This window comes from Nocardia sp. NPDC051981, from assembly GCF_040680715.1.
Lineage (GTDB): Bacteria > Actinomycetota > Actinomycetes > Mycobacteriales > Mycobacteriaceae > Nocardia.
The window spans coordinates 1-22,807 of record NZ_JBFAXK010000004.1 but is presented as its reverse complement, the minus strand read 5'-3'; the positions used below and the strand labels follow the sequence as shown (position 1 = coordinate 22,807).

At 68.2% G+C, this 22,807-nt stretch carries 24 protein-coding genes; 13 read left to right on the top strand and 11 right to left on the bottom strand.

Going from position 1 to position 22,807, the window contains the following annotated elements; genetic code table 11:
• The first annotated feature begins 427 nt into the window (after positions 1-427).
• Positions 428-937: a hypothetical protein gene (locus AB0L60_RS09415; RefSeq protein ID WP_364609881.1), complete on the top strand. Its 510-nt coding sequence runs from the start codon at positions 428-430 to the stop codon at positions 935-937.
• 98 nt (positions 938-1,035) lie between these two features.
• Positions 1,036-1,362 (top strand): DUF3467 domain-containing protein, encoded by a 327-nt coding sequence (locus AB0L60_RS09410; RefSeq protein ID WP_364609878.1) that lies wholly within the window; start codon positions 1,036-1,038, stop codon positions 1,360-1,362.
• Positions 1,363-1,777: 415 nt separating this feature from the next.
• Here the strand turns inward: AB0L60_RS09410 and glnA are convergent, their stop codons facing one another.
• The gene (glnA, locus tag AB0L60_RS09405; RefSeq protein ID WP_364609875.1) at positions 1,778-3,214 is read right to left on the bottom strand and encodes a type I glutamate--ammonia ligase; all 1,437 of its coding nucleotides are present in this window, start codon (positions 3,212-3,214) and stop codon (positions 1,778-1,780) included.
• A gap of 206 nt (positions 3,215-3,420) precedes the next feature.
• On the opposite strand from glnA, the gene AB0L60_RS09400 reads away from it, so the two are divergent.
• From AB0L60_RS09400 to AB0L60_RS09385, 4 genes are all read left to right on the top strand, one after another.
• Positions 3,421-3,666, top strand: a complete 246-nt coding sequence (locus AB0L60_RS09400) for a hypothetical protein (RefSeq protein ID WP_364609872.1) — start codon at positions 3,421-3,423, stop codon at positions 3,664-3,666.
• A gap of 167 nt (positions 3,667-3,833) precedes the next feature.
• Positions 3,834-4,301, top strand: coding sequence for an AMP-binding protein (locus AB0L60_RS09395; protein WP_364609869.1), 468 nt, complete (start codon positions 3,834-3,836; stop codon positions 4,299-4,301).
• A gap of 10 nt (positions 4,302-4,311) precedes the next feature.
• Positions 4,312-5,523 (top strand): helix-turn-helix domain-containing protein, encoded by a 1,212-nt coding sequence (locus tag AB0L60_RS09390; protein ID WP_364609866.1) that lies wholly within the window; start codon positions 4,312-4,314, stop codon positions 5,521-5,523.
• 369 nt (positions 5,524-5,892) lie between these two features.
• Positions 5,893-6,312, top strand: coding sequence for a hypothetical protein (locus AB0L60_RS09385; protein WP_364609863.1), 420 nt, complete (start codon positions 5,893-5,895; stop codon positions 6,310-6,312).
• A 61-nt stretch (positions 6,313-6,373) separates the two neighbouring features.
• Here AB0L60_RS09385 and AB0L60_RS09380 read toward each other — a convergent pair whose 3' ends face one another.
• On the bottom strand, positions 6,374-7,918 hold the full coding sequence (locus AB0L60_RS09380) for a glycosyltransferase family 39 protein (RefSeq protein WP_364610846.1): 1,545 nt from the start codon (positions 7,916-7,918) through the stop codon (positions 6,374-6,376).
• Positions 7,919-8,071: 153 nt separating this feature from the next.
• Between AB0L60_RS09380 and AB0L60_RS09375 the strand changes: the two genes are divergently transcribed.
• On the top strand, positions 8,072-8,575 hold the full coding sequence (locus AB0L60_RS09375) for a nitroreductase family deazaflavin-dependent oxidoreductase (RefSeq protein WP_364609860.1): 504 nt from the start codon (positions 8,072-8,074) through the stop codon (positions 8,573-8,575).
• Positions 8,576-8,612: 37 nt separating this feature from the next.
• Here AB0L60_RS09375 and AB0L60_RS09370 read toward each other — a convergent pair whose 3' ends face one another.
• Positions 8,613-8,993, bottom strand: coding sequence for a nitroreductase family deazaflavin-dependent oxidoreductase (locus AB0L60_RS09370; protein WP_364609857.1), 381 nt, complete (start codon positions 8,991-8,993; stop codon positions 8,613-8,615).
• A 131-nt stretch (positions 8,994-9,124) separates the two neighbouring features.
• Here AB0L60_RS09370 and AB0L60_RS09365 point away from each other — a divergent pair, with 131 nt between their 5' ends.
• On the top strand, positions 9,125-9,643 hold the full coding sequence (locus AB0L60_RS09365) for an NUDIX domain-containing protein (protein WP_364609854.1): 519 nt from the start codon (positions 9,125-9,127) through the stop codon (positions 9,641-9,643).
• Positions 9,644-9,996: 353 nt separating this feature from the next.
• Here the strand turns inward: AB0L60_RS09365 and AB0L60_RS09360 are convergent, their stop codons facing one another.
• The 7 genes from AB0L60_RS09360 to AB0L60_RS09330 are packed head-to-tail and all read right to left on the bottom strand — an operon-like array spanning position 9,997 to position 17,076.
• Entirely contained in the window at positions 9,997-11,142 is a 1,146-nt protein-coding gene (locus tag AB0L60_RS09360) for an ABC transporter substrate-binding protein (protein ID WP_364609851.1), read from the bottom strand.
• Positions 11,139-11,912 (bottom strand): ABC transporter permease subunit, encoded by a 774-nt coding sequence (locus tag AB0L60_RS09355; RefSeq protein ID WP_364609848.1) that lies wholly within the window; start codon positions 11,910-11,912, stop codon positions 11,139-11,141. Before AB0L60_RS09355 ends, AB0L60_RS09360 begins: the two co-directional genes overlap by 4 nt.
• Entirely contained in the window at positions 11,909-12,766 is an 858-nt protein-coding gene (locus tag AB0L60_RS09350) for an ABC transporter ATP-binding protein (RefSeq protein WP_364609845.1), read from the bottom strand. The genes AB0L60_RS09355 and AB0L60_RS09350 overlap by 4 nt, the downstream gene beginning before the upstream one ends.
• A gap of 37 nt (positions 12,767-12,803) precedes the next feature.
• A complete protein-coding gene (locus AB0L60_RS09345; RefSeq protein WP_364609842.1) occupies positions 12,804-13,757 on the bottom strand; it encodes an ABC transporter permease subunit in 954 nt (317 codons plus the stop codon).
• Positions 13,754-14,791: a TIGR03842 family LLM class F420-dependent oxidoreductase gene (locus tag AB0L60_RS09340; RefSeq protein WP_364609839.1), complete on the bottom strand. Its 1,038-nt coding sequence runs from the start codon at positions 14,789-14,791 to the stop codon at positions 13,754-13,756. Before AB0L60_RS09340 ends, AB0L60_RS09345 begins: the two co-directional genes overlap by 4 nt.
• Positions 14,792-14,821: 30 nt before the next feature.
• The gene (hydA, locus tag AB0L60_RS09335) at positions 14,822-16,243 is read right to left on the bottom strand and encodes a dihydropyrimidinase (protein ID WP_364609836.1); all 1,422 of its coding nucleotides are present in this window, start codon (positions 16,241-16,243) and stop codon (positions 14,822-14,824) included.
• The gene (locus tag AB0L60_RS09330) at positions 16,240-17,076 is read right to left on the bottom strand and encodes a nitrilase-related carbon-nitrogen hydrolase (protein WP_364609833.1); all 837 of its coding nucleotides are present in this window, start codon (positions 17,074-17,076) and stop codon (positions 16,240-16,242) included. The genes hydA and AB0L60_RS09330 overlap by 4 nt, the downstream gene beginning before the upstream one ends.
• Before the next feature lie 124 nt (positions 17,077-17,200).
• Here AB0L60_RS09330 and AB0L60_RS09325 point away from each other — a divergent pair, with 124 nt between their 5' ends.
• The 3 genes from AB0L60_RS09325 (at position 17,201) to AB0L60_RS09315 (ending at position 19,671) form a co-directional block, all read left to right on the top strand.
• Positions 17,201-18,613: an aminotransferase class I/II-fold pyridoxal phosphate-dependent enzyme gene (locus AB0L60_RS09325; RefSeq protein ID WP_364609830.1), complete on the top strand. Its 1,413-nt coding sequence runs from the start codon at positions 17,201-17,203 to the stop codon at positions 18,611-18,613.
• An 89-nt stretch (positions 18,614-18,702) separates the two neighbouring features.
• On the top strand, positions 18,703-19,143 hold the full coding sequence (locus AB0L60_RS09320) for a nuclear transport factor 2 family protein (RefSeq protein ID WP_364609827.1): 441 nt from the start codon (positions 18,703-18,705) through the stop codon (positions 19,141-19,143).
• 117 nt (positions 19,144-19,260) lie between these two features.
• Entirely contained in the window at positions 19,261-19,671 is a 411-nt protein-coding gene (locus AB0L60_RS09315) for a hypothetical protein (RefSeq protein ID WP_364609824.1), read from the top strand.
• A 70-nt stretch (positions 19,672-19,741) separates the two neighbouring features.
• Here the strand turns inward: AB0L60_RS09315 and arc are convergent, their stop codons facing one another.
• The gene (gene arc, locus AB0L60_RS09310; RefSeq protein ID WP_364609821.1) at positions 19,742-21,502 is read right to left on the bottom strand and encodes a proteasome ATPase; all 1,761 of its coding nucleotides are present in this window, start codon (positions 21,500-21,502) and stop codon (positions 19,742-19,744) included.
• Positions 21,503-21,746: 244 nt separating this feature from the next.
• Here arc and AB0L60_RS09305 point away from each other — a divergent pair, with 244 nt between their 5' ends.
• Together AB0L60_RS09305 and AB0L60_RS09300 are read left to right on the top strand one after the other, a co-directional pair.
• Positions 21,747-22,193, top strand: a complete 447-nt coding sequence (locus AB0L60_RS09305; RefSeq protein WP_364609818.1) for a hypothetical protein — start codon at positions 21,747-21,749, stop codon at positions 22,191-22,193.
• A 38-nt stretch (positions 22,194-22,231) separates the two neighbouring features.
• Complete coding sequence (locus AB0L60_RS09300) at positions 22,232-22,657, top strand: hypothetical protein (protein ID WP_364609815.1); 426 nt, start codon at positions 22,232-22,234, stop codon at positions 22,655-22,657.
• The last annotated feature ends 150 nt before the right edge of the window (positions 22,658-22,807 follow it).

The following is a 22,807-nucleotide window of genomic DNA, read 5'->3' as shown; positions in this document are numbered from 1 at the left end:
CATGCCGACTTGCATGAGGGCCCGCTTGCGCGAAATCAGCCCTCGCGCAAGACATCTGGATTCATTGCCAGCTACTGCCCGGCAGCCGTTCGCCCAATAGCGGCCCACCGATTGGCCGAACCGGTGGCCGAGGATGTCAACCCGACTGCCGAGGACGGCGACGGGGCGGGCCGGTTCGGCTGTTCGCGGTACTGTCACGCCCCCCGCGGGTGGCTGCCATCGCGTATTGCTGTTCCCACAGGTCCGTACCTCCCCGAGCCATCTCCTCGAGCCCGGGTTTGGGCATGTTTCGTCGGCTTTGCGTACTGGTTGCTGAAAAGTTACTACCGCGCGGTGATGGATTGGGCAGAATGGCACCGGTCACACGAGTTCTTCCCGCAACAACCTCAGTGTCTCAATCCACACATCGTTGAAAGGGAGCTCGAACATGGCACAGGAAACCAGCGGCTCTGCGACGGCGGAAGCTCGACGCGACATCGACGTGCAGGCGGAAGTGGAATTGCTGCGGATGCGGATGGACGAAGCCCGGCAGGAGGCGCAGAGTGCCCGCCAGTACGCGATGCAGGCCTCGGGTCTCGCACGCCAGGCGCAGGCGCAGGCACGGCAGGTGCAGCATCAGGCCCAGCATGCGCAGCAGGACGCCAACCAGGCCAACCAGCAGGCACAGCAGGCCCGCCAGCAGGCGATGCTGGCCACCAACCAGGCCCAGCAGGCCCAGAGCGAGGCCGACCGGGCGCAAAGCCAGGCCCAGCAGGCCCAGGGCGAGGCCAATCAATCCCAGCAGCGGGCCAGCACCGCTCAAGAGCAGGCCGACCAGGCCACCCAATTGGCGCAGCAGGCCGAGGACCAGGCCAACCGGGCACAGGACCGCGCCGGTCAGTGGGAGATACAGCTCCACCAGATCCGCCAGCAAGCCCGCCTCCAGCAGGGCCGCTGACCCGGCGAGGATGACGCAGTGACCACAGTTCTGGCGGTCGGCCACACCGGGCACCCGGTGTGGCCGGTTCGCCGGCCCTGCTATCGAGGAGGTTCGCGGTGAGTGGCCCGGTTCCGCCGCCCGCGGACGAATCCGATGTCGACGTCGAGGTCATCGTGCCGGAGACCGTCAGTGCCGGCGTGTACGCCAACGGGTTCACCTGCTGGTACAACCGCACCGACTTCACCCTCGATTGCCTTGTCTACCTGCCCACCGAACCGGGCGCTGTCAACCCGGCCGGTCAGCCCACGATGCGACAACCGGTGCAGGTCACCTCCCGGGTGAAGTTCCCACCCGCGCTGATCTTCCGGCTCATGCAAACCCTCAACGACAGCATGAGCAACTACGAACGCCAATTCGGCCCCATCACCCACCTCGGCGAATAGCCTGTCCACGGAGAAATGCATGCAGACCCCGAAATCAAGCCCCATCACCATCATCGCCGGCCCAGCTGACCGCCCCGTCGTCTGCGACCCAGCCGTACGGTACCGGCCCCAGATAATCCCGGGCCGCCACTACCTCGTCGCCCCCGCCGCCCCGCACCCACAACCCGAACCCTCCTGAATATGACGGACGGGTGTTGTTGTTTTGCGGGCTTGCAACATCATTGGCGTCTCCCGCCCATCACGCGCAGTTACGGCGGTCTCCTTACTGCCGGGCAAGGAGACAAGCGCGGTTGCCGAAGGGGACATACAGCACACGAAGCGGCGGTGGCCATCATTCACTGATGGCCACCGCCGCTTCGTTTTCCGACCACTGCGTACCGAGCCCGGGAATCAGTTGTGTTCGTGCAGTTCAGGTTTACACGTCGAAGTAGAGCTCGAACTCGTACGGGTGGGGGCGGACGTTGATCTCGGCGATCTCGGCGTCGCGCTTGAGGCGGATCCAGGTGTCGATCAGGTCGTCGGTGAAAACCCCGCCCCGCGTGAGGTAGTCGTGGTCGGCCTCGAGCCGGTCGATGACCTGTTCGAGGCTGCCGGGGGTCTGGGTGACCTCGGCGCTCTCCTCCGGGGTTAGCTCGTAGAGGTCCTTGTCGACCGGCAGGGCGGGCTCGATCTTGTTGGTGATGCCGTCGAGCCCGGCCATCATCATGGCGGCGAAGGACAGGTACGGGTTGCCGGAGGAGTCGGGGCAGCGGAATTCGAGGCGCTTGGCGCCGGCGCTGGTGCCGGTCACCGGAATGCGCACGGCGGCGGAGCGATTGCGCTGGCTGTAGACCAGATTCACCGGCGCCTCGAATCCGGGCACCAGGCGCTTGTAGGAGTTCACCGTGGGGTTGGTGAAGGCCAGCAGGGACGGCGCGTGGTGCAGCAGGCCGCCGATGTAGTGGCGGGCCAGATCGGACAGGCCCGCGTAGCCGGCCTCGTCGTAGAACAGCGGTGAGCCTTCCTTCCACAGGGATTGGTGCACGTGCATGCCGGATCCGTTGTCGCCGAACAGCGGTTTGGGCATGAAGGTGACGGTCTTGCCGGACTCCCAGGCGGTGTTCTTGACGATGTACTTGTAGAGCATCAGGTCGTCGGCGGCGGCGAGCAGGGTGTTGAACCGGTAGTTGATCTCCGCCTGCCCGGCGGTGCCGACCTCGTGATGCCCCTTCTCCAATTCGAATCCGGCGCGCTGCAGATGGGTGCACATGCGGTCGCGCAGGTCCACGTCCGCGTCATACGGGGCGACCGGGAAATAGCCGCCCTTGGGCCGGACCTTGTAGCCGCGGTTGGGGGTGCCGTCGGGATTCGTGCGCCGGCCGGTGTTCCAGTCGGCCGACGACGAATCCACCTCGTAGAAGGCCCCGTTCATGGCGGTGTCGTAGCGCACCGAATCGAAGATGTAGAACTCGGCCTCGGGCCCGAAGTAGGCGGTGTCGGCAATACCGGTGGAGCGTAGGTATTCCTCGGCCTTGCGGGCCACATTGCGGGGATCGCGGCTGTAGGCGGCACGGGTGTGCGGGTCGTGGACGAAGCAGCTGATGTTGAGGGTCTTGGCGGCGCGGAACGAATCCAGTTGCGCGGTGCGCAGATCCGGTAGGAGCAGCATGTCGGACTCGTGGATGGCCTGGAAGCCGCGCACCGACGAACCGTCGAAGGCGATGCCGTTCTCGACCAGATCCGCGCCGAACATGCTCGCCGGGATCGAGAAATGCTGCTGGATACCGGGGACGTCGCAGAATCGGATGTCGACGTATTCGACTTCCTCGACGTCGATATAGCTCTGAACTCCGTTGATGGTAGGGGTGATCACCGCTCGCTCCTCGGGCCACGCACGCCTACCCGATCGGACGGCCCGGTCGGGGTCCGGCGGTCCTGTTCGTGCTAACACGATACGTCGCAGGCATTCGGGGATGGACGCGAATGAGACTGTGTTACCAGAGCACTGCCGCCTCCCCGAGACTTCAGCGCACCGCAGAGAGCCGTCGAACGTCCTGCACGCGTGCCGGCGGTCGGGCTGTGGCCGAATTCCGGACGTACCCCCGGAGTTACCCACATCTTGCGAAATCATTCGGCGGCGGCTCCCCCGCCGACAAGGTGGTCTCCTATCTGCCCGACGCGCACGCCGCCAATCACTGGTTCGCGCACTACCTGTCCATGCTGACCGGCGGCGAGATCACCACCTGCCCGGATCCGCGGCAGGTGGCGGGCGCGCTCACCGAGGTGCGTCCGACGGTGTTCCTGGCGTGCCCCGGGTGTGGGTGAAAGTCAAAGCGGCACTGGAGGAACGGGGCGCCGCCGAGACCGGCCCGCTGTAGCGGCTGCTCATCGGCTGGGCCATCCGCACCGGCCGGGCGTGAGCGCGGGCCGCGTCGGACGGCCGCGCGCGGAGCGTGCTCGACACCGTGCGGTCCCGGCTCGCGGATCGCCTAGTGCTGTCCAGGATTCACGCACAGCTGGGCATGGACCGCATCCGGATCGCCGTCACCGGCTCCGAGCCCATCCCGCGCGGCACCCACGAGTTCTTCCTGGGCCTGGGCCTGCCGCTGTGCGAGGGCTACGGCATGACCGAGTGCGCCGCGGGCGCGACCGTGGACCGCCCCGAACGCATCAAGATCGGCACGGTGGGCCGGCCGCTGGCCGCCGCCTTGGCCGAACGCCATCAGCTGACCGATCGGAGTCTGCCGGCCCTGGCCGCGCACCCGCGGGTGCTGAAATCCCTGCAGGAGGGCATCGACGCGGCGAACAGCAAGCTCTCGCGAGTCGAACAGATCAAGAGGTTCGCGGTGCTGCCCGAGGTGTGGACCCCTGGCAGTGATCACCTCACGGCCACCGGGAAACTCAGACGCAAACCGATAGCTACCACGTACGCCGCTACTATCGACTCGCTGTACGGGTAGTAGGAGAGTGATGCAGGCGCGATTGCGGGACCGAACGCTCGAGGAGCTGTACCGGCGCGCGGTCGTGGCGCGCGCGGAGGCACCGGCCTCGATGCCGCGCTACCGCACCCTGCCCGAACCTCTGGTGGCCGGCGGTTTCGAACGCGGCATCAGCCTGAATGTGGATCTGTTCTTCGAGTTCATGCGCTCCGGCCGCGCGCCCTCGCCGGAGGACACCCAGGAGGTCGTGCAGATCGCGCTGAGCCGGGTCCACGACGGTGAATCCCTCGAGCAAGTGCTGGGCCGCTACAGCACGGGCGCGGAATACCTGTGGTCTCGTCTGAAGGACACCGCCTCCGAGCTGGAGCGGGAGCTGCTCGAGGACGCCGCGGTGTCGCTGCTGCGGTACATCACGCTGCTCACCACCCGCATCGCCACCGCGTGCGTGCAGCGCGCGCACGATCCGCGCTGGGAGTTGCTGGAACGCCGCCGCGCCATCGCCGACGCGCTGCTCGCCGGCCGCGACCCGATCGAATGGGCGGACGAACCGGCCATCACGGTGCCGGACGCGTTCCTGGTCGCGGCGTTCCGGCTGGGCACGACCCGCAGCGCCGACACCGGCGAGCTGCGGCATCGCATCGAGTCCATTCCGGGTGTGTTCCTGCGGCTGGACAGCGGTGGCTGGACCGCGCTGCTGCCGCTGCAACCCGGCGACGACGGCACCGCCACACTGACCGCACTGACCAGCCGCCTGCCCGGTCCCGCGCGGCCCACGCCACAGCCCGAGGCGCCGCTGTCCCGGATGGGCCCGCCCGCACCGTTCTGGGTGGGCGTCGCCACCGCCGCGTCGCACGCGGAGGTTCCCGCGGTCTTTGCCGAGGCTCGCCTGCTGGCCGAGCTCGGCCGCTGCCTGGACCGCCCCCAGCCGGTCTGCCGCCGCCCGGATCTCATGTTCGAATACACCGTCGCCGCAGGTGGTTCCGCCCGCGCGGGGCTGGCGGCCGTGCTCGCGCCGCTGGATTCCCAGCCGTTGCTGGCGGAGACCCTGGAGGTCTTCGTGGACACCGGCTTCAATCAGCTGGCCACCGCCCGGCTGCTCACCATCCACCGCAATACCGTCACCTACCGGCTGGCCCGGGTGCACGAACTGACGGGCCTGGATCCGCACCGCCCGACCGACGCCATGACGCTGTCGGCCGCCCGCATCGCCCGGCGGCTCGAAATCGCCTGCTTCGCACCGTAATCCCCCCGAACCGGCCCGCGACGCATCCTCGTTGCGGGTCTGCATGATTCACCGGCCCCGCCGCTTGGACATATGCACAGCCGCTTGGACATATGCACAATGGCCTGTGCCACGGTCTCGGCGATTGCCGGTAGCGGCGCGCGGGCGCAGTGCGGTCTGCTGAACTCCGACGATGAGGTCGTGCGGGACGCCGGAGATCCGGCGGACCCGACCGCGGCCTCCCGACCATCCGCAGAGGTAGATCGTTGAGTAGCTTCTTCCGGCCGCTTCGCTGCCGTCTGGCCCCGTGGGCCGTGGCCGGTTTCTCCGTGCTGGCCATGACCGTCACGTCCAACCACCCCTGCCGGGGCCGCGCCGGTATTCTGTGCGGTGCCCGACGCGGGTGAACTTCGGACTCCGAGCGGCTATCAGCCGACTCCCGAGCGGTACGGGGTGGGTTATCAACTGGGACAGGTCGTTCCGCTCTCCGATGGCACCCAGCTGCAGGCCGTGGTGCGCTACCCGACCGATCCGGCGACCGGGCAGCGGGCGGCGGGCGAGTTCCCGGTCGTCGTCAACTTCACCACCTACGGGGCGGTGACCAGCGCGCTCACCGCCGCCGTCACCGGCGTCATCGACGACCTGCACATCCAGCTCCTTCGGCGCTGGTGGTTCCACTCGGATCGGCGGACTCGTTCACGCACTGAACCGGACAGCCGAGGGCGCAAGGTCGGCGCTGCGCCGATTCGGCGGGCGCGGCTTGCGGACGCCGCTGCCAGCCCGCGAAGATCGACCCCCGTGACACGCTGACAGACTCGAGGTCTGCCGCTCGGCGAGGGGCCCGCGCCCACGGTCGTCCCGCTGCGCGCCGCTACAGGTGCATCCAGTTCGGCCACACCTGTGACCACGGCTGCTTCGGGCCCGTGCACTTCCAGATGGTGACGTCCTGGGTATTGCCCTTGAAGCCCAGCCTGGTGTCCACCTTGCCGACGGGTTCGACGTGCCCGAACTGGCTGCGCAGCACCGCCTCGGAGCTGCCGACGGCCAGCACCACGGTGGCATCGCCGGGCGGGGCGCCGAAGTAGCCGAAGCCGCGACCGGGGCTGTACAGCGGCGGTAGCCGGTCTCGGCCGAGCTCGTCGAGCGCGCTCGCCTGCCAGTAGGTGTCGGTGATGATGACCGCGTGTGCGCGCTCGGCCGGGGTGAGCGCCCGGTAGGCGCGGGTCACCTCGTCGGTGAGCTCATGCCACCCGAAGGAGCCGTACACGCCGATACTGATGGCGGCCTCGGCGTCGTCACGGGGCGGATGCACCTGATCGGCGGGCCGCCACGGGGCCGAGTGGAGCGTGAAAACCGTTGCGCCCAGCGCCAATACGGCCACGCATACGGTGAGCGCCCGGCGCCAAACCAGGCCGATCCGCTCGGCCGTGCCGACCACGCCGACCGCGCCCGCCGCGATCAGCACCCCGTACATGCCCGCCGCGTAGTAGATCCGCCCGCCAGCGATCAGGAACGCCGCGTACAACAGCAGCAGGGTGACACCCAGAAACCGGTAGGGCCGCAGCACATCCCAGCGCAACAGCACCCACAGTCCCCACAAGAGCAGCAGGGCGCCCAGATATCCCGCCAGGCTCACCGACATCGGCACGAACAACAGCCGGCCGCCCAGGATCCCCTGCTCGGATCCGATCACCCCGCCCATCTTCAGCTGCGGCCAGGAGTGCCGGGCCTGCCAGATCAGTTCCGGCACCGTGGCGGCCACCACGATCGCCCCGCCCACCCACAGCAGCGGCCGCCGCACCAGCTCGCGCGGCCCGCACAGCAGGCTGCTCGCCGCGACCGCGATCCAGAAGAACGGGATCAGCCACTTCACCTGCATATCCAGCGCGGTGACCAGGGCGGCGGCCAGCAGCAGGCGGTCGTCGCGGGTCCGCACCCAGCGCACCACCAGCCAGGTGATGATCACCCACAGTGCGGTGTCGACGGCATTGGTGGTGAGCATGGTCCCCTGCAACAGCAAGAACGGCGAGCTGGCGTATCCGATCGCGGCGAGCAGCTGCGCCCACCGGCCGCCATCGAATTCCCGCGCGAGCATGGCGCAGAGCACGATCGCGGTCACCGTCAACGCGACCGAAGGCAGCCGCAGCACGAAGAACGATCCGGGCGCGAGGCTGTCCATCAGCCACGCCAGCAGCGGCAGCACCGGCCCCTGATCGGCGTACCCGAACGCGGGCCGCCGGCCCGCGGCCAGGAAGTACAGCTCGTCCCCGAAATACCCGTACCGGCTCGCCGACAACAGCAGCACCACTGCCGCCGGCACCGCGACAGCCGCGACGGTCCACCGCGCCATGGGCGGGCGTTCCTCGGCCTTGGCGTGCCGTCCGGCACCGAGCGGCCGAGCTGGGCGATTCATCACATCGGTCAACGCGCACTCCTCGCCGACGGGTCATGATGCGAACACTCCGGAATCTACAGCTTATTTCCAGCAAATTCCGGACACGGCGACACGAGATCTATACTCGATGCCGATGTGACTGCCGCACAACGCGTTTCAGCGAAGGAGGACGGCATGACCGACCGAACCCCCGAGACCAATCCCTACGGGACCCCGACCACCACCGGGCCGGAGACGATCCCGTCCTATCAGAACCTGCTCAATACCTTCATTCGCGGCCTGCTGCGAGTGCCGGTGCTCTCCGCCCAGGTCGGCAAGCGGCTGTGCGTGCTGCATGTGGTGGGCCGCAAATCGGGCAGGCACTACGACGTACCCGTCGCCTACACCCGCCACGACGGCGACATCCTGGTCGGCACCGCCAAGCATCCGTGGGTCAGCAATGTCCGCAAGGGCGTGCCCATCGAGGTGTCCTTCGGCGGGACCAGGCACACTGCCGACGCCGAGGTGGTCACCGATGCCGAATCGGTGGTGCGGCTGTCGGAGGTCATCGCCCGCGACAACAAGCAGTGGGCCAAGTTCAACGGCATGGGCGTCGACACGGCGGGCAATCCCAACCTCGCCGATGCCTACCAGAGCTGGCAGCAGGGTTGTGTGATCATTCGGCTCACCGTGCGCTGATCCGCCCACTCACGTGTGCCGAGCCGCCTGCCGGGTGTCAGTCGGCGCGCCGGGCCTGGACATAGTCCTCGGCGTTCAGGCCCACCAGTACCTGACGCACCAGCGGCGGGGCCCACGAGGCGGAGGCGTCGTGGCCGACCACCGGATCGGTGAGGGTCATCGTGTGCCCGCGGGTCTCGAACTCGAAGGTCCCCGCCGCCCGAATGTTCTTCAGCCAGTCCACGTCCCGTCCGTAGGTCAGGGCGATGCGGTAGCCGCCGTCGCGCTCGAAGACCATGACCGGGGACCGGTAGACACGCCCGGACCGACGACCGCGGTGGATCACGATCCCGAAGAACGGCGCCACCCGGGCCCCGACCCCCAGGACCGGGTTGCTGACCCGCCGATTGATCCTCGCGAGTACCTGCGGCAGCGGCATGATCTCGTCCTCCCTGACGAAAACGGTTGCGCCCCTGAGGCTACGCCGGTAGCCGGGAGCCCGCGCGGCATCGCTACTGTGCACAGCAGGGCGCCGGGTCCCGCGGCGCGGCAGGAAGGAGAGCCCGGTCCATGCCGGAGATGATCGCGGTGTACGACGCCGCCGGTCGTGAGATCGGCGCCCAGGAGCGCGCGGTGGTGTACGCCGAGGGCCTGTGGCACGCCAGTGCGGGCGTGCTGGTCCGCTCGGGCGACGGATCGAAGGTATACGTGCACAAGCGGACCGATACCAAAGCCGTTTTCGCCGGCATGCACGACTGCCTGGCGGGCGGTGTGCTGGATCCGGGCGAGGAACCGGCCGCCGCGGCGGTCCGGGAGCTGGGCGAGGAACTGGGCATCCAACTGGGCCCGCACGACGATCGGCCGCTGCCGCTGGCGAGCGCGTCCTGGGACGGCGAGTGGGCGGGGCGGCCGATGCGCTGCCATCTGTTCGCCTACGAGCTGCGCTACGACGGGCCGATCCGGCATCAGCCGGAGGAGATCGCCGACGGCTGGTGGTGGTCCGACGAGGAGCTGCGGTCGCATCTGGAGAACCCGGCGTGGCCGTTCGTGCCCGACACCCGGGTGCTCATCCCGGACCTGCTGCGCTGAGCCCACGAACGCCGACGGCCCACCGAATCCCGCGCGATTCGATGGGCCGTCGTGCTACAGCGGTTTCAGGCGGTCGGCGTGGTGCCGCCGGCACTGCCGCTGAACAGACCCTGGATGGTCTTGATCAGAACCTGAGCCAGGAAATCCGAAGCGGATCCGGACACGGGGTACTCCTCATCTTTCAAATGACATGTCGGGCATGTGAATCATGCACGGTTCACATTCGAGGGGAACCCATTTCCCGGGGAAACATTTTCCGAACCCGACGAGAGCTATACGGTAGAACGTGTTCCACCTGGGTTTATATCGGTTTGATAAAATTGTGACTTACGCCACATAATGGACGGAAGGCGCTACTTCCCGCCCTCGGCGAGGGTGACCGGCTGTGCGACGTAGGAACCACCGGTGACATCGACACCCTGGGACTTCAACTGGTCCAGGGCCTTCGTGACGTACTCGACGCTGTACGCGGCGGCGTCGGGATCCTTGGTGAGGACCGTCTTACCCTCCTGGTTACGGGTGGTCTTCGCGATCGAGACGGTGCGGTCCCACGCCGCCTGGTCGATCATCCCGATTCCGCTCGGAGACGGCCAGATCAGCTTGTTCACCTCGGTGATCTGCCACTGCTGATGACTCGCGCCCAGGGTCGACCCGGCGGCCACGGTCAGATCGCGGCACTTGTCCACGTTGTCGCGGCAGAAGGCCCAGCCCTTCAGCGAGGCGGCGATGAACTTCACCGTCTGATCGGCGTACTTGGCGTCCTTCAGCTTGTCGGTGTTGGCCCAGATGGCGTCCTGGAGCATGGCCACACCCTGATCGTTCCAGTCGATGGTGGCGAAATCGTCTGCCGTGTACAGCTTTCCGGTGGCGGGGTTCTTCACCTCGAGCAGTTGCGCGTACTCGTTGTAGGACATGGCCTGGGCGGCGTCGATGTCGTGGGCGAGGAAGGCGTTCATGTCGAACTGCTGCTGGACCAGGGTGACGTCCTTGGCGGGGTCCAGGCCCGCCTTGGTCATGCCGGCGAAGAGTTCGAATTCGTTGCCGTAGCCCCAGTTTCCGACCTTCTTGCCCTTCAGGTCGGCGGGGCCGTTGATGCCCGCGCTCTTGAACGACACCTGCTTGGTGCCGGAGCGCTGGAAGATCTGGGCGACATCGGTGATGCCCGCACCGGCCTCCCGGGAGGCCAGGGCCTTGGGCACCCAGGCGATCGCGTAGTCGGCCTGTCCCTGGGCCAGGACGGTCTGGGGCACGATATCGGTGCCGCCGTCGAGGATCTGGACGTCGAGACCCTGCTCCTTGTAGTAGCCCTGGGACTGCGCGGCCAGGTAGCCCGCGAACTGGCCCTGCTTGAACCATTGCAGTTGCAGCTTGACCTTGGTGAGCCCGTCGGCGGTGGTCGGGGAATTGTCGGTGGTGCTGCATCCGGACAGTGCCGCCACCGCCAGGGTGGCGGCGGCCAGCACGGCCCGGATGCGGAATCTGCGGGTGGCACTTCTCATTTCGATCTCCCAGGGATGGTGCGGGGTCTGCGGGTGAGCTGTTCGAGCAGCAACACGGCGGCCAGGAACACCAGGCCGAGGATCATGGCGGCGACCACGTAGGCCCAGGCGCGCGGATAGGCGGTATTGGCCGCCGCGGAGGTGATGCGGCTGCCCAGGCCGTGCTGCAGACCGCCGAAGTATTCGGCGATGATCGCCGCGATCACCGCACCGGGCGCCGCGATGCGCAGACCGGTGAACAGGTACGGCAGCGCGGCGGGCAGGCGCACGGTGCGGGTGATCTGCCAGCCGGTGGCGGCGTAGGCGGTCATGAGGTCTTCGTGCACCCGCGGGACCTGACGCAATCCCCGGGTGGTGCTGACGAAGACGGGGAAGAACACGACGATGGTGGCCACCAGCCGGCGCGGCAGGTCGGTGGTGGTGGAGTACATGGAGTTCAGCAGCGGCGCCAGCGCCACGATGGGCACCGCCGCCGCGCCGGCCGCCAGCGCGCCGAGCACCCCGTCGACCACCCGGAAGCGCACGGCCACCGTGGCGGCGGCCATGCCGAGCACCGCACCGGCGAGCAGGCCGGCCAGCGCGTTCTTCCCGGTGGCCAGGGCGGCCTCCAGGATGGCGCGGTGATTGTCGGCGAACACCTGGCCGATGGCGCTGGGCGCGGGCAGCAGGAACGACGGGACGCCCGCCGCGACGGTCAGCACCTGCCACAGCACCAGCAGGGCGACGCCGAAAAGCACTGGCGGCAACCAGGATCGGAGCACGCGGGTCATCGCATGTCCCGTCCGGCGGCGCTTTTCGGCGTGCCTGCGCCGCCGTGCCCCTCATGCAGGGCGGCGCGGACCGCGGCCACAGCGGTGAAGAATTCCTCGCTGGACCGGACCTCGTCATCGCTGTGGCGGTCCCGGCCGCCGGTGGCCAGCACCTCGGTGATGCGCCCGGGACGCGGGGTCATGACCACCACGCGGTCGGAGAGGAAGACCGCCTCCGGGATCGAGTGCGTGACGAAAACCACTGCGGCGCCGGTCTCTTCGGCGATGCGCAGCAGTTCGCCCTGCATGCGCTCGCGGGTCATCTCGTCGAGCGCGCCGAACGGCTCGTCCATGAGCAGCAGCGGTGGTTTGCGGGCCAGCGCGCGGGCGATGGCGACGCGCTGCTGCATGCCGCCGGACAGCTCGGCCGGGAAGCGCCGCGCGAATTCGGTCAGGCCGGTGATCTCGAGCAGTTCGGCACTGCGGGAGCGCCTTTCGGCCCTGCGCACCCCGTGCAGCTGCAACGGCAGTTCGACGTTCTCCTGCACCGTCCGCCAATCCAGCAGTCCGGCCTGCTGGAAGGCGATGCCGTACTCCTGATCGAGCCGGGCCTGCCTGGCCGTCTTCCCGTGCACCACAACGGTTCCCGAGCTCGGCTGCTCCAGGTCGGCCACGATCCGCAGCAGCGTCGACTTGCCGCACCCGGACGGGCCGATCAGGGAAACGAATTCACCCGCCGCGACGCGCAGGCTCACGTCCTCGAGCGCGGTCACCGCGCCGGCGGCGAATATCTTGCCGACGCCACGCAACTCGACGGCGGGTATGGCCGCGGCCACCGCCGGTTCCGGTGCGGCCGCGGATGTCTCGACGGTCACGGGGTACCTCCGAACGAACGAACGGGTAGAGCGATGGTCACCGGGTCGCTCCCGCGGTGTGGCCGGGCCGGGCATAGCGGCGCAGCAGCACCTCGGCGAGCGAGACCAATCCGGTGAGCACCACCCCCAACAGGGCCGCCGCGATCACCGCGGCGTACAACCGCGCCGCATTGCCGGTCGACTGCTGGGAGAAGACGATGATCTGGCGGCCGATCCCGCCCGCGGTGCCGGTCGAGATCTCGGCCACCACACAGCCGATCACCGCGGCGGCGGCGCCCAGCCGCAGGGCGGGCAGGATGTGCGGCACCGCCGCGGGCAACCGCAGATGTATCAGGGTGGCCCACCATCCCGCCGCGCAGCTGTGCAGCAGCTCCACCGAAGCCCGTGCCGGAGACTGCAATCCGCGCAGCGTGCCGATGGCGACCGGGAAGAACACGAGGTAGGACGCGATCACCACGATGCTCATCCACGGCTGCCACGGCCGGCCCGCGATGACGATCTTGCCGCCCCACCCCGCCACCAGCGGGGCAAGCGCGATCAGCGGAACGGTCTGCGAGACGATCACATACGGCAGCAGCCCGCGCTCGACCCACGAGAACCGCTGCATGAGCACCGCCAGCGCGACACCGACCACCGTGCCCAGCGCCAGCGCCAGCAGCGCGAGTTCGAGCGTGAAGCCCGCCGTACGCAACAGGGTCGCGCCGACGGTGGTCTTCCCGTCCCGTTCCCCCAGCACGGTCAGCACCGCCCAGGAATGCGGCAGCGCGCCGTCGGAGGTGCGGGGCAGGACGCGCTGGTTCCCGATGCTCACGCCATTGGCCGGAACCAGCGCCTTCACCAGCTCCCAGATCGCGATGAGCAGGGCGAAGGCCACGATCGGATACAGCAGCCGCCATCCGCGCCCACGGCCCGCGAGGGTGGTGCGGGTGAACGAGAATTCCTTCGGCTCGGTACTGCTCGGGGACGGTAGGTCGGTCGTCGTCACGCTCACGATCCGGTCACCGTCGCCTCGATCGGATGCGCCAGGCGTGGCAGGACGGCTTCGCCGTAGGCCTCGAGGGTGGAGGTCTTGGCGTCGTGTTGCAGGTAGACCGCGAACTGGTCGACACCCAGGGCCTCGAGCTCGCGCAGCCGGGTCAGGTGCTCGTCCGGGGTGCCGAGAATGCAGAAGCGGTCCACGATGTCGTCGGGAACGAACTCGGCGTGCACGTTTCCCGCCCTGCCGTGCACGTTGTAGTCGTAGCCGCGCCGCCCGGCGATGTAGTCGGTCAGCGCCTTGGGCACCTCGGAATCGGAGCCGTAGCGGGCGACGATGTCCGCGACGTGGTTGCCGACCATGCCGCCGAACCAGCGGCATTGCTCGCGTGCGTGTTTCAGCGATCCGACGGTGCCGTCGGTGATGTAGGCGGGTGCCGCCACGCAGATGGTCACCTCCCCCGGGTCTCGGCCCGCGCGTTCGGTGGCGGCCCGGACGCGGGCGATGGTCCAGGCGGTGATGTCCGGGTCGGCGAGCTGGAGAATGAACCCGTCGGCCACCTCGCCGGTGAGATCCAGGGCGCGCGGACCGTATCCGGCGACCCACACCGGCAGCCGGGAGTCCCGCGCCCACGGGAAGCGGACGGTGGTGTCGCCGAAGTGCGCGCTGCGGCCGTTGCCCAATTCCCTGATGACGTCGATGGATTCGCGCAGGGTCGCCAGGGTGGCGGGCCGCCCGCCCAGGGTGCGGACGGCCGAATCGCCGCGGCCGATACCGCAGATGGTGCGGTTGCCGAACATGTCGTTGAGGGTGGCGAAGGTGGAGGCGGTGACGGTCCAGTCACGAGTGGACGGGTTGGTCACCATCGGGCCCACCATGACCTTGCGGGTCGCGGCGAGAATCTGGCTGTAGATGACGTAGGGCTCCTGCCACAGCAGGTGCGAATCGAAGGTCCACACATGCGAGAACCCGTGTGTCTCAGCGATTCTCGCCAGTTCCACCACCCGCGACGCGGGCGGCGTGCACTGCAGCACCACACCGATGTCCATGCGGCACTCTCCCCTCGTAGCTCGGGTTCGTCAGATGAGGTTCTGGGACAGGCCGCGTTTGACGTACCGGCCGTGGCCGGCACTGCCCAGGTACTGCCCCGCGTCGACGATCACCCGGCCGCGCGAGAGCACGGTGTCCACGTGCCCGTCGATCTCGAAGCCCTCGTAGGCCGAATGGTCCATGTTCATGTGGTGGGTCTTGCCCAGGCCGATGCTGGTGTGCCCGTGGGGGTCGTAGATCACCACGTCCGCGTCCGCGCCGGGGCTGATGACGCCCTTGCGCGGGTAGAGCCCGAACATGCGGGCCGGGACGGTGCAGCACACCTCCACCCATTTCTCGAGGGAGATGCGGCCGTCCTTCACGCCCTGGAACATCAGGTCCACGCGGTGCTCGATGCCGCCGATCCCGTTGGGAATCTTGCTGAAATCGCCGAGGCCGAGCTCCTTCTGATCCTTCATGCAGAAGGGGCAGTGGTCGGTGGCCACGGTGCTGACGTCGCCGGTGCGGATGTAGCGCCACAGCTCGTCCTGATGACCTTCGGCACGGGCCCGCAGCGGTGTCGAGCACACCCATTTCGCGCCCTCGAAACCCGGTGCGCCCAGGTTCTCCTCGAGCGAGAGGTACAGGTACTGCGGACACGTCTCGCCGAAGACGTTCTGGCCCTTGCCCCGTGCCTGCGCGATCTGTTCCAGGGCCTGCTTGGCGGAGACGTGGACGACGTAGAGCGGGGCGCCCGTCAACTGCGCCAGCATGATCGCGCGGTGGGTGGCCTCCGCCTCCATCTGCCACGGGCGCGTGAGGCCGTGGTAGTACGGCGCGGTCTCACCCCGCGAAAGCGCCTGTTCCACCAGCACATCGATGGCGATCCCGTTCTCGGCGTGCATCATGAGCAGGGCGCCGAGCTCGCCCGCGGTCTGCATGGCGCGCAGGATCTGGCCGTCGTCGGAGTAGAACACGCCCGGGTAGGCCATGAACAGCTTGAAGCTGGTGACACCCTCGGACACCAATTCGCTCATGCCCTTGAGGGATTCGGCGTCCACCGAGCCGACGATCTGATGGAACCCGTAGTCGACGGCGCAGTTTCCGGCCGCCTTCTCGTGCCACAGCGCCAGGCTGTCCTGGACCCGCTCGCCCGGCTTCTGCACCGCGAAGTCGACGATGGTGGTGGTACCGCCCCACGCGGCGGCGCGGGTGCCGGTCTCGAAGGTGTCCGACGCCTCGGTGCCGCCGAACGGCAGCTGCATGTGGGTGTGGCCGTCGACGCCGCCGGGGATCACATACTTGCCGGTGGCGTCGATGACGGTGTCGGCGGTGGCGGCCAGGTCGGCGCCGAGCGCGGTGGATCCAGGCTGCACCACCGCGGCGATGGTCTCGCCGTCGATGAGGACGTCGAGAGACTGGGATCCGGTGGCGGACACCACGATTCCGCCGTGGATGAACGTCGTGCTCACGGCTCCACCAGCTTTCCGTAGGCATCCGGACGCCGATCCCGATAGAAGGCCCAGCGGTCGCGCACCACATTGATCAGTTCCATGTCCAGGTCGCGGACCACCAGCTCGGGGGCGGTGTCGGAGGCGACCTCACCCACGAACTGTCCCTCGGGGTCGACGAAGTAGCTGGTGCCGTAGAAGTCGTCGTCGCCGTACTCCTCGATGCCCACCCGGTTGATGGCCCCGATGAAGTACTCGTTGGCCACCGCCGAGGCGGGCTGCTCCAGCCTCCACAGGTAGCTCGACAGTCCGCGCGAGGTAGCCGAGGGATTGAACACGATCTCCGCTCCGGCCAGGCCCAGCGCTCGCCAGCCCTCGGGGAAGTGCCGGTCGTAGCAGATGTAGACCCCGACTCTGCCGACGGCGGTGTCGAAGACCGGCCAGCCCAGATTGCCGGGGCGGAAGTAGAACTTCTCCCAGAACCCGTGGACCTGCGGAATATGGTGTTTGCGGTACTTACCGAGGTAGGTCCCGTCGGCGTCCACGACCGCCGCCGTGTTGTACAGCAGTCCCGGCTGCTCCTGCTCGTAGACGGGCAGCACCATCACCAGGCCGAGCTCGCGGGCCAGCGCCGCGAACCGCTCCACGGTGGGGCCCGGCACCGATTCGGCGTAGTCGTAGAACTTGGTGTCCTGGACCTGGCAGAAGTACGGCCCGTAGAACAGCTCCTGGAAGCAGATCACCTTGGCCCCCGCCGCAGCAGCCTGCCGCGCGTAGTCCTCGTGCGCTTTGATCATTGACTCTTTGTCGCCGGTCCAGCTCGTCTGCACCAGCGCCGCTCGAACAATCGCCATAGTTTGTGATACTGCACCTGAAACGAATTCGCTTGTGTTACAAGATGAAGGAAACGATTTCGTGACCGTAAAACCTCCGGCACACCCGTCGGAGCCACCCCAGTCCCGCTCGCACACTGAGTCTGTGACCGCCGAATCCGCCGCCGATCTCGCCGCCGCCGCACACGACCGCACCGCGGCCGGGATCGCGGCCGGAATCGGCCAGCGGATCCGTTCCGGCGCGCTGGCACCCGGCACCCGGCTGCCCACCGTGCGCGAGGTGGCCCGGGAGCTGAAGGTCTCCCCCGTGACGGTCAATCAGGCATGGCGGGCGCTGGCGGCCGCCGGGGCGATCGTGGCGCGCGGCCGGGCGGGTACCTTCGTCCAGGACGTGCCGCACGCCCCGCGCACGCCCGCCGCCGGACGCTATCAACGCCTCCACCCCCACTCCGACAGCGTCTTCCGCATCGACCTCTCACGCGGCACCCCCGATCCGGCGCTGCTCCCCGACCTCACCGCCGCATTGCGCGGTCTCGGCGACGACGGCCGCATCGACGACCTGTCGGCCACCTACCTCGGCGAGGCCGTGCTCCCCGAGCTCGAGGCCGCCGTTCGCGCGGACTGGCCGGCCCGCGCCGAACGGTTCACCATCCTCGACGGCGCGCTCGACGCCGTCGACCGCCTGCTCGCCGCCCACGTCCGGCTGGGTGACGCGGTGGCGGTCGAGAACCCGTGCTTCCCGCCGTTTCTGGACCTGCTGGCCCGGCTCGGGGCGCGTCCGGTTCCGATCGATCTCGACGAATCCGGTATGCGTCCGGATCGGCTGGCCGCCGCCCTGGCGGCCCGCTCCCCGGCCCTCGTGCTGCTCCAGCCGCGCGCTCAGAACCCCACCGGCGCCTCGCTGTCGGCCCGGCGGGTGCGCGAACTGGCCGACGTGCTGGCCGATGCCGCGGTCGTCGCGGGCGGCACGCCGGTCATCGTCGAGGACGACCACAGTTCGGGCATCACCCACGCGCCGCTGCGCTCCCTCGCGGCCCGCCTGCCGACCCGCACCGTGCACATTCGCTCCTACTCCAAATCCCACGGCGCGGACCTGCGCCTGGCCGCCGTCGGCGGCCCCGCCGACCTGCTCGACCCACTCCTCGAACGGCGCATGCTGGGACCCGGCTGGACCAGCCGGCTGCTCCAGCGGGTGCTCCTGCACATGCTCACCGACGACGCCGCCCGCACCACCGTCACCACGGCCCGCGACATCTATCGCGCACGCGCCGACGCCCTGCGAAAATCCCTGTCGCACCACGACATCCGTCTCCCCCGCGGCGACGGAATCAATCTCTGGTTCCCCGTCGCGGACGAGAACGCCGCCATGATCTCCCTCGCCGCCGCCGGCATCAAAGCGGCCCCGGGCGGCCCGTTCGAGGTGACCGACCACCCCCACATCGACCACCTTCGCCTCACCGTCGCCGCCCTGGCCGACCCCGTAATCCCCGAGGTGGCACGGCATCTCGCCACCGCCGCGGTGGCCGTGCCGACCTACCGCCGGGTCCGGCGGGCCTGACACCGAATCCCATCCAGTGGGCAATCACGGGTCACGCCTGCCCCGGACCAGTAGGAACGATCTCGACCCCGTCGTATCGAGGAGACCCCATGGACCAGCTGGAAACCCGACTCGCCCTGCGCGAACTGACCGAGCGCTACGCCTCCCACGCCGACCGCCGCCGCGATGCCGCGATCGCCGAACTCTTCACCGCGGACGGCACATTGGTCATCGAGTGGGGTGGCGAGCAGCCCACGACGACGGTGCGGGGACGCGCCCGGATCGAAGCGGCCATGCGGCCCCTCGACCGCTACCGCATCACCCGGCACGTGATCGCCAACCAGCTGCTGGACTTCTCCGGTGACGAGGTGCGGGGCGAAACCTATTGCACCGCTTCCCATGTCTACGACGACGCCGACGGCTCCCGGGTCTTCGTCATGCACATCCGCTACGACGACACCTTCACCCGCGAGGGCGGCGCGTGGCGGTTCCGGCAGCGCCGGCTCATCGTCGACTGGACCGAGGATCGGCGGCTGCGCGGCACTCGGTGATCACGGTCCCGGCGTGCGATTGCCTCCACCGCGACCATGCCGTCCGTTACAGTCGCCCGGCACGAACCGATGCTCTCATCGATGCGCACTGTCAATCGACGTTCCATGGAGGGGTACATGAACACGATCACCCGTAGCGTCACCGGCCTGGCCACCGCGGCCGCCCTCACCGGTGCCGTCCTCGGCCTCGGGACCGGCTCGGCGGCCGCCGACGACTGGCCGGTCCAGCAGGACCGCAGCCCCATCTACGTTTTCGAGACCCATGACTTCCTCACCCCCGGCGACCCCGACTTCTGGAACCCGCTGGTCAACCGTGCCCGCCTCACCTCGCCGTACGGCACCTCGACCCGCATCGTCTGCTCCGGCTTCCACGGTGTCACCACCAACTGCGTCCAGGCCGACGCGGACGGCAACCCGCACGCACTGAAGCGGCTGCCGTTCAACTTCCCGAACGTGAGCGGCTCCGGCGCTCCAGGTGGCGGTGTCTCGCACTGGGTCTACCCCGGCTTCATCCCCGGGATCAGCTGACCCGCACCGGCCTCCACGCGTGCGAAGGGGCTCGCATCCGAAAGGATGCGAGCCCCTTGGCTTTTCCGGCTTACAGGTACTGGCCGGTGTTCGACTCGGTGTCGATGGCGCGGCTGGCGCTGGCGTTCTTCCCCGTCACCAAGGTGCGGATGTAGACGATGCGCTCACCCTTCTTACCCGAGATGCGGGCCCAGTCATCGGGATTCGTGGTGTTGGGCAGGTCCTCGTTCTCGGAGAACTCGTCCACGATCGAATCGTAGAGATGCTGGATACGCAGACCCGGATTGCCGGTTTCCAGGACGGACTTGATGGCGTACTTCTTGGCCCGGTCCACGATGTTCTGGATCATGGCGCCGGAGTTGAAGTCCTTGAAGTACAGGACCTCCTTGTCACCGTTGGCGTAGGTGACCTCCAGGAAGCGGTTGTCCTCGGACTCGGCGTACATGCGGTCCACCACGCGTTCGATGGTGGCCTGCACGCACTTGCCGCGATCGCCGTCGAACTCCTGCAGATCCTCGCTGTGCAGCGGCAGCGTCTCCGTCAGGTACTTGGAGAAGATGTCCTGCGCGGCTTCGGCGTCCGGGCGCTCGATCTTGATCTTCACGTCCAGGCGGCCGGGCCGCAGGATCGCGGGATCGATCATGTCCTCACGGTTGGAGGCGCCGATCACGATCACGTTCTCCAGGCCCTCGACGCCGTCGATCTCCGAGAGCAGCTGCGGCACAACGGTCGTCTCCACATCGGAGGAGACACCCGAACCGCGGGTGCGGAAGATCGAGTCCATCTCGTCGAAGAACACGATCACCGGGGTGCCCTCGGACGCCTTCTCGCGGGCCCGCTGGAAGATGATCCGGATGTGGCGCTCGGTCTCACCCACGAACTTGTTGAGCAGCTCGGGGCCCTTGATGTTCAGGAAGAACGACTTGGCTTCCTTGGCGTCCTCACCGCGCGCCTCGGCGATCTTCTTGGCGAGCGAGTTGGCAACGGCCTTGGCGATCAACGTCTTACCGCATCCGGGCGGACCGTAGAGCAGCACGCCCTTAGGCGGGCGCAGCGCGTACTCGCGGAACAGATCCTTGTGCAGGAACGGCAATTCGACCGCGTCGCGGATCTGCTCGATCTGGCGCGAGAGACCGCCGATGTCCTCGTAGTCGACATCCGGCACCTCTTCGAGCACCAGGTCCTCGACCTCGGCCTTGGGGATCCGCTCGAAGGCGAATCCGGCCTTGGTGTCGACCAGCAGCGAATCACCCGGCCGCAGTTTGCGAATCGGACGATCCGGATCCTCGAGGTCGTCCACGTCGACCAGGGCGGTCAGCGGCCCGGACAACCAGACCACCCGCTCCTCGTCGGCATGCCCGACGACCAGCGCGCGGCGCCCGTCGTCGAGAATCTCACGCAGCGTGCCGATCTCACCGATGGAGTCGAAACCGCCCGCCTCGACCACGGTCAGCGCCTCGTTGAGACGCACGGTCTGCCCGTAGTGGAGGGTGGTGGTGTCGATATTCGGCGAACACGTCAGCCGCATCTTGCGCCCGGAAGTGAACACATCGACCGTCTGATCGTCGTACACGCCGATGAGGACGCCGTAGCCCGAGGGTGGCTGGCCGAGGCGGTCCACTTCCTCACGGAGAGCGACCAGTTGCTGGCGCGCTTCCTTCAAGGTGTCCATCAGTTTGGTATTGCGAATCGTCAGCGAATCGACGCGCGCTTCCAATTCCCGTGTGCGATCCGGCGTGTCGGCGAGTTGCCTCCGGAGTGCAGCGGCCTCGGCGCGTACTGCCTCGAGTTCCCTCCAGGCGGCCGAATCCGAATGTTCGATGGGGCTCATGATGCTGCTCCTCCCAGTCCCGGTCTATCAACGCTACCGGGCTCTAACCGTTCCCGCTTTCCGACATGGTTTCGTCGTGATCACATCTAGGCTGCGGCGTGCAGGCCGGACGGGCATGTTAGCCTGCCCTAACCTGTTTCCGGCGAGTTAAATCGCCGCACCGAGCCGAAAGGCGCCGTTGATGCTCCTTCCCACCAGTCGTACTCCTGGTATGCGCAACGTCACGCGGACGCTTCGTGTTTCCGTGGCTACCGTCGCGGCCTTCGCGGCCGTTACGGCAACTGTGACCGGCTGCGGCTCCGACGACAAGGGTTCTTCGTCCTCGACCACCACGGTGTCGGCCACCGCCGCCGCGCCCGCGCCGACCGCGGACGCCCTGCAGGGCGTGCTCACGGCCTTCGCCGACCCGGCGAAGCCGGCTGCCGACAAGGCCAAACTAGTCGTCGACGGCGACAAACGTCTCGGAAATATCGACACCATGAACCAGGGACTGGCGCATTACCAGGTCGGGTTCACCGTCGGCGAGATCAAGCAGGACGGGGCCAAGGCCGACGCGAAGGTGTCGGTGACCTCGCCGCACGGCACCATGCCCGACGTCCCGATGACCTTCCAGTACAGCGACGGCGCGTGGAAGCTCTCCGACGCCGGCGCCTGCACCATCCTCGGCATGGCCCGCGCGGCCTGCCAGTAACCACCCACCCCCTCGAGTCCCGAAAGGCCCGTTCGTTCATGCTCGCTCGTTCCGCTCGCCTGTCCCTGGCCGTCGCCGCGGCCGCCGTCGCCCTCACCTCGGGTGCGGGCCTCGCCGGCGCCGACACCCCCGCGCCCTCCGCCGACGAGTTGCAGTCGACGCTGACCCGCTTCACCGACCCGGCCGTACCGGCCGTCGACAAGGCGAACCTGATGGTCAACGGCGGTGCGCGCACCTCGAACATCGAGACGATGAACCGGGGCCTGGCCAACTACGGCAGCATCGGCTGGACGGTCTCGGGCGTGCAGGCCGACGGCGACACCGCCAATGCGTCGGTCGCCATCGTCTCCCCGCACGGCACCATGCCCGGCGTGCCGATGAGCTGGCAGCACACCGACGCGGGCTGGCAGCTGTCGGAGAACACCGGCTGCACCATCCTGGCCATGGGCAAGGCGCCCTGCTGACGCGGCGGAACCGCTTCGCGATCGGCTGAATACGACGACGCGCCCCCGCCGTTCCGGCAGGTTCTAGGGATCGTCGCAACACCTTCGATCGTGAGGGGTTGCGATGGAGTTCGAGATCCGGGCGGACCGGACGCCTCGAGGACAGCGGGG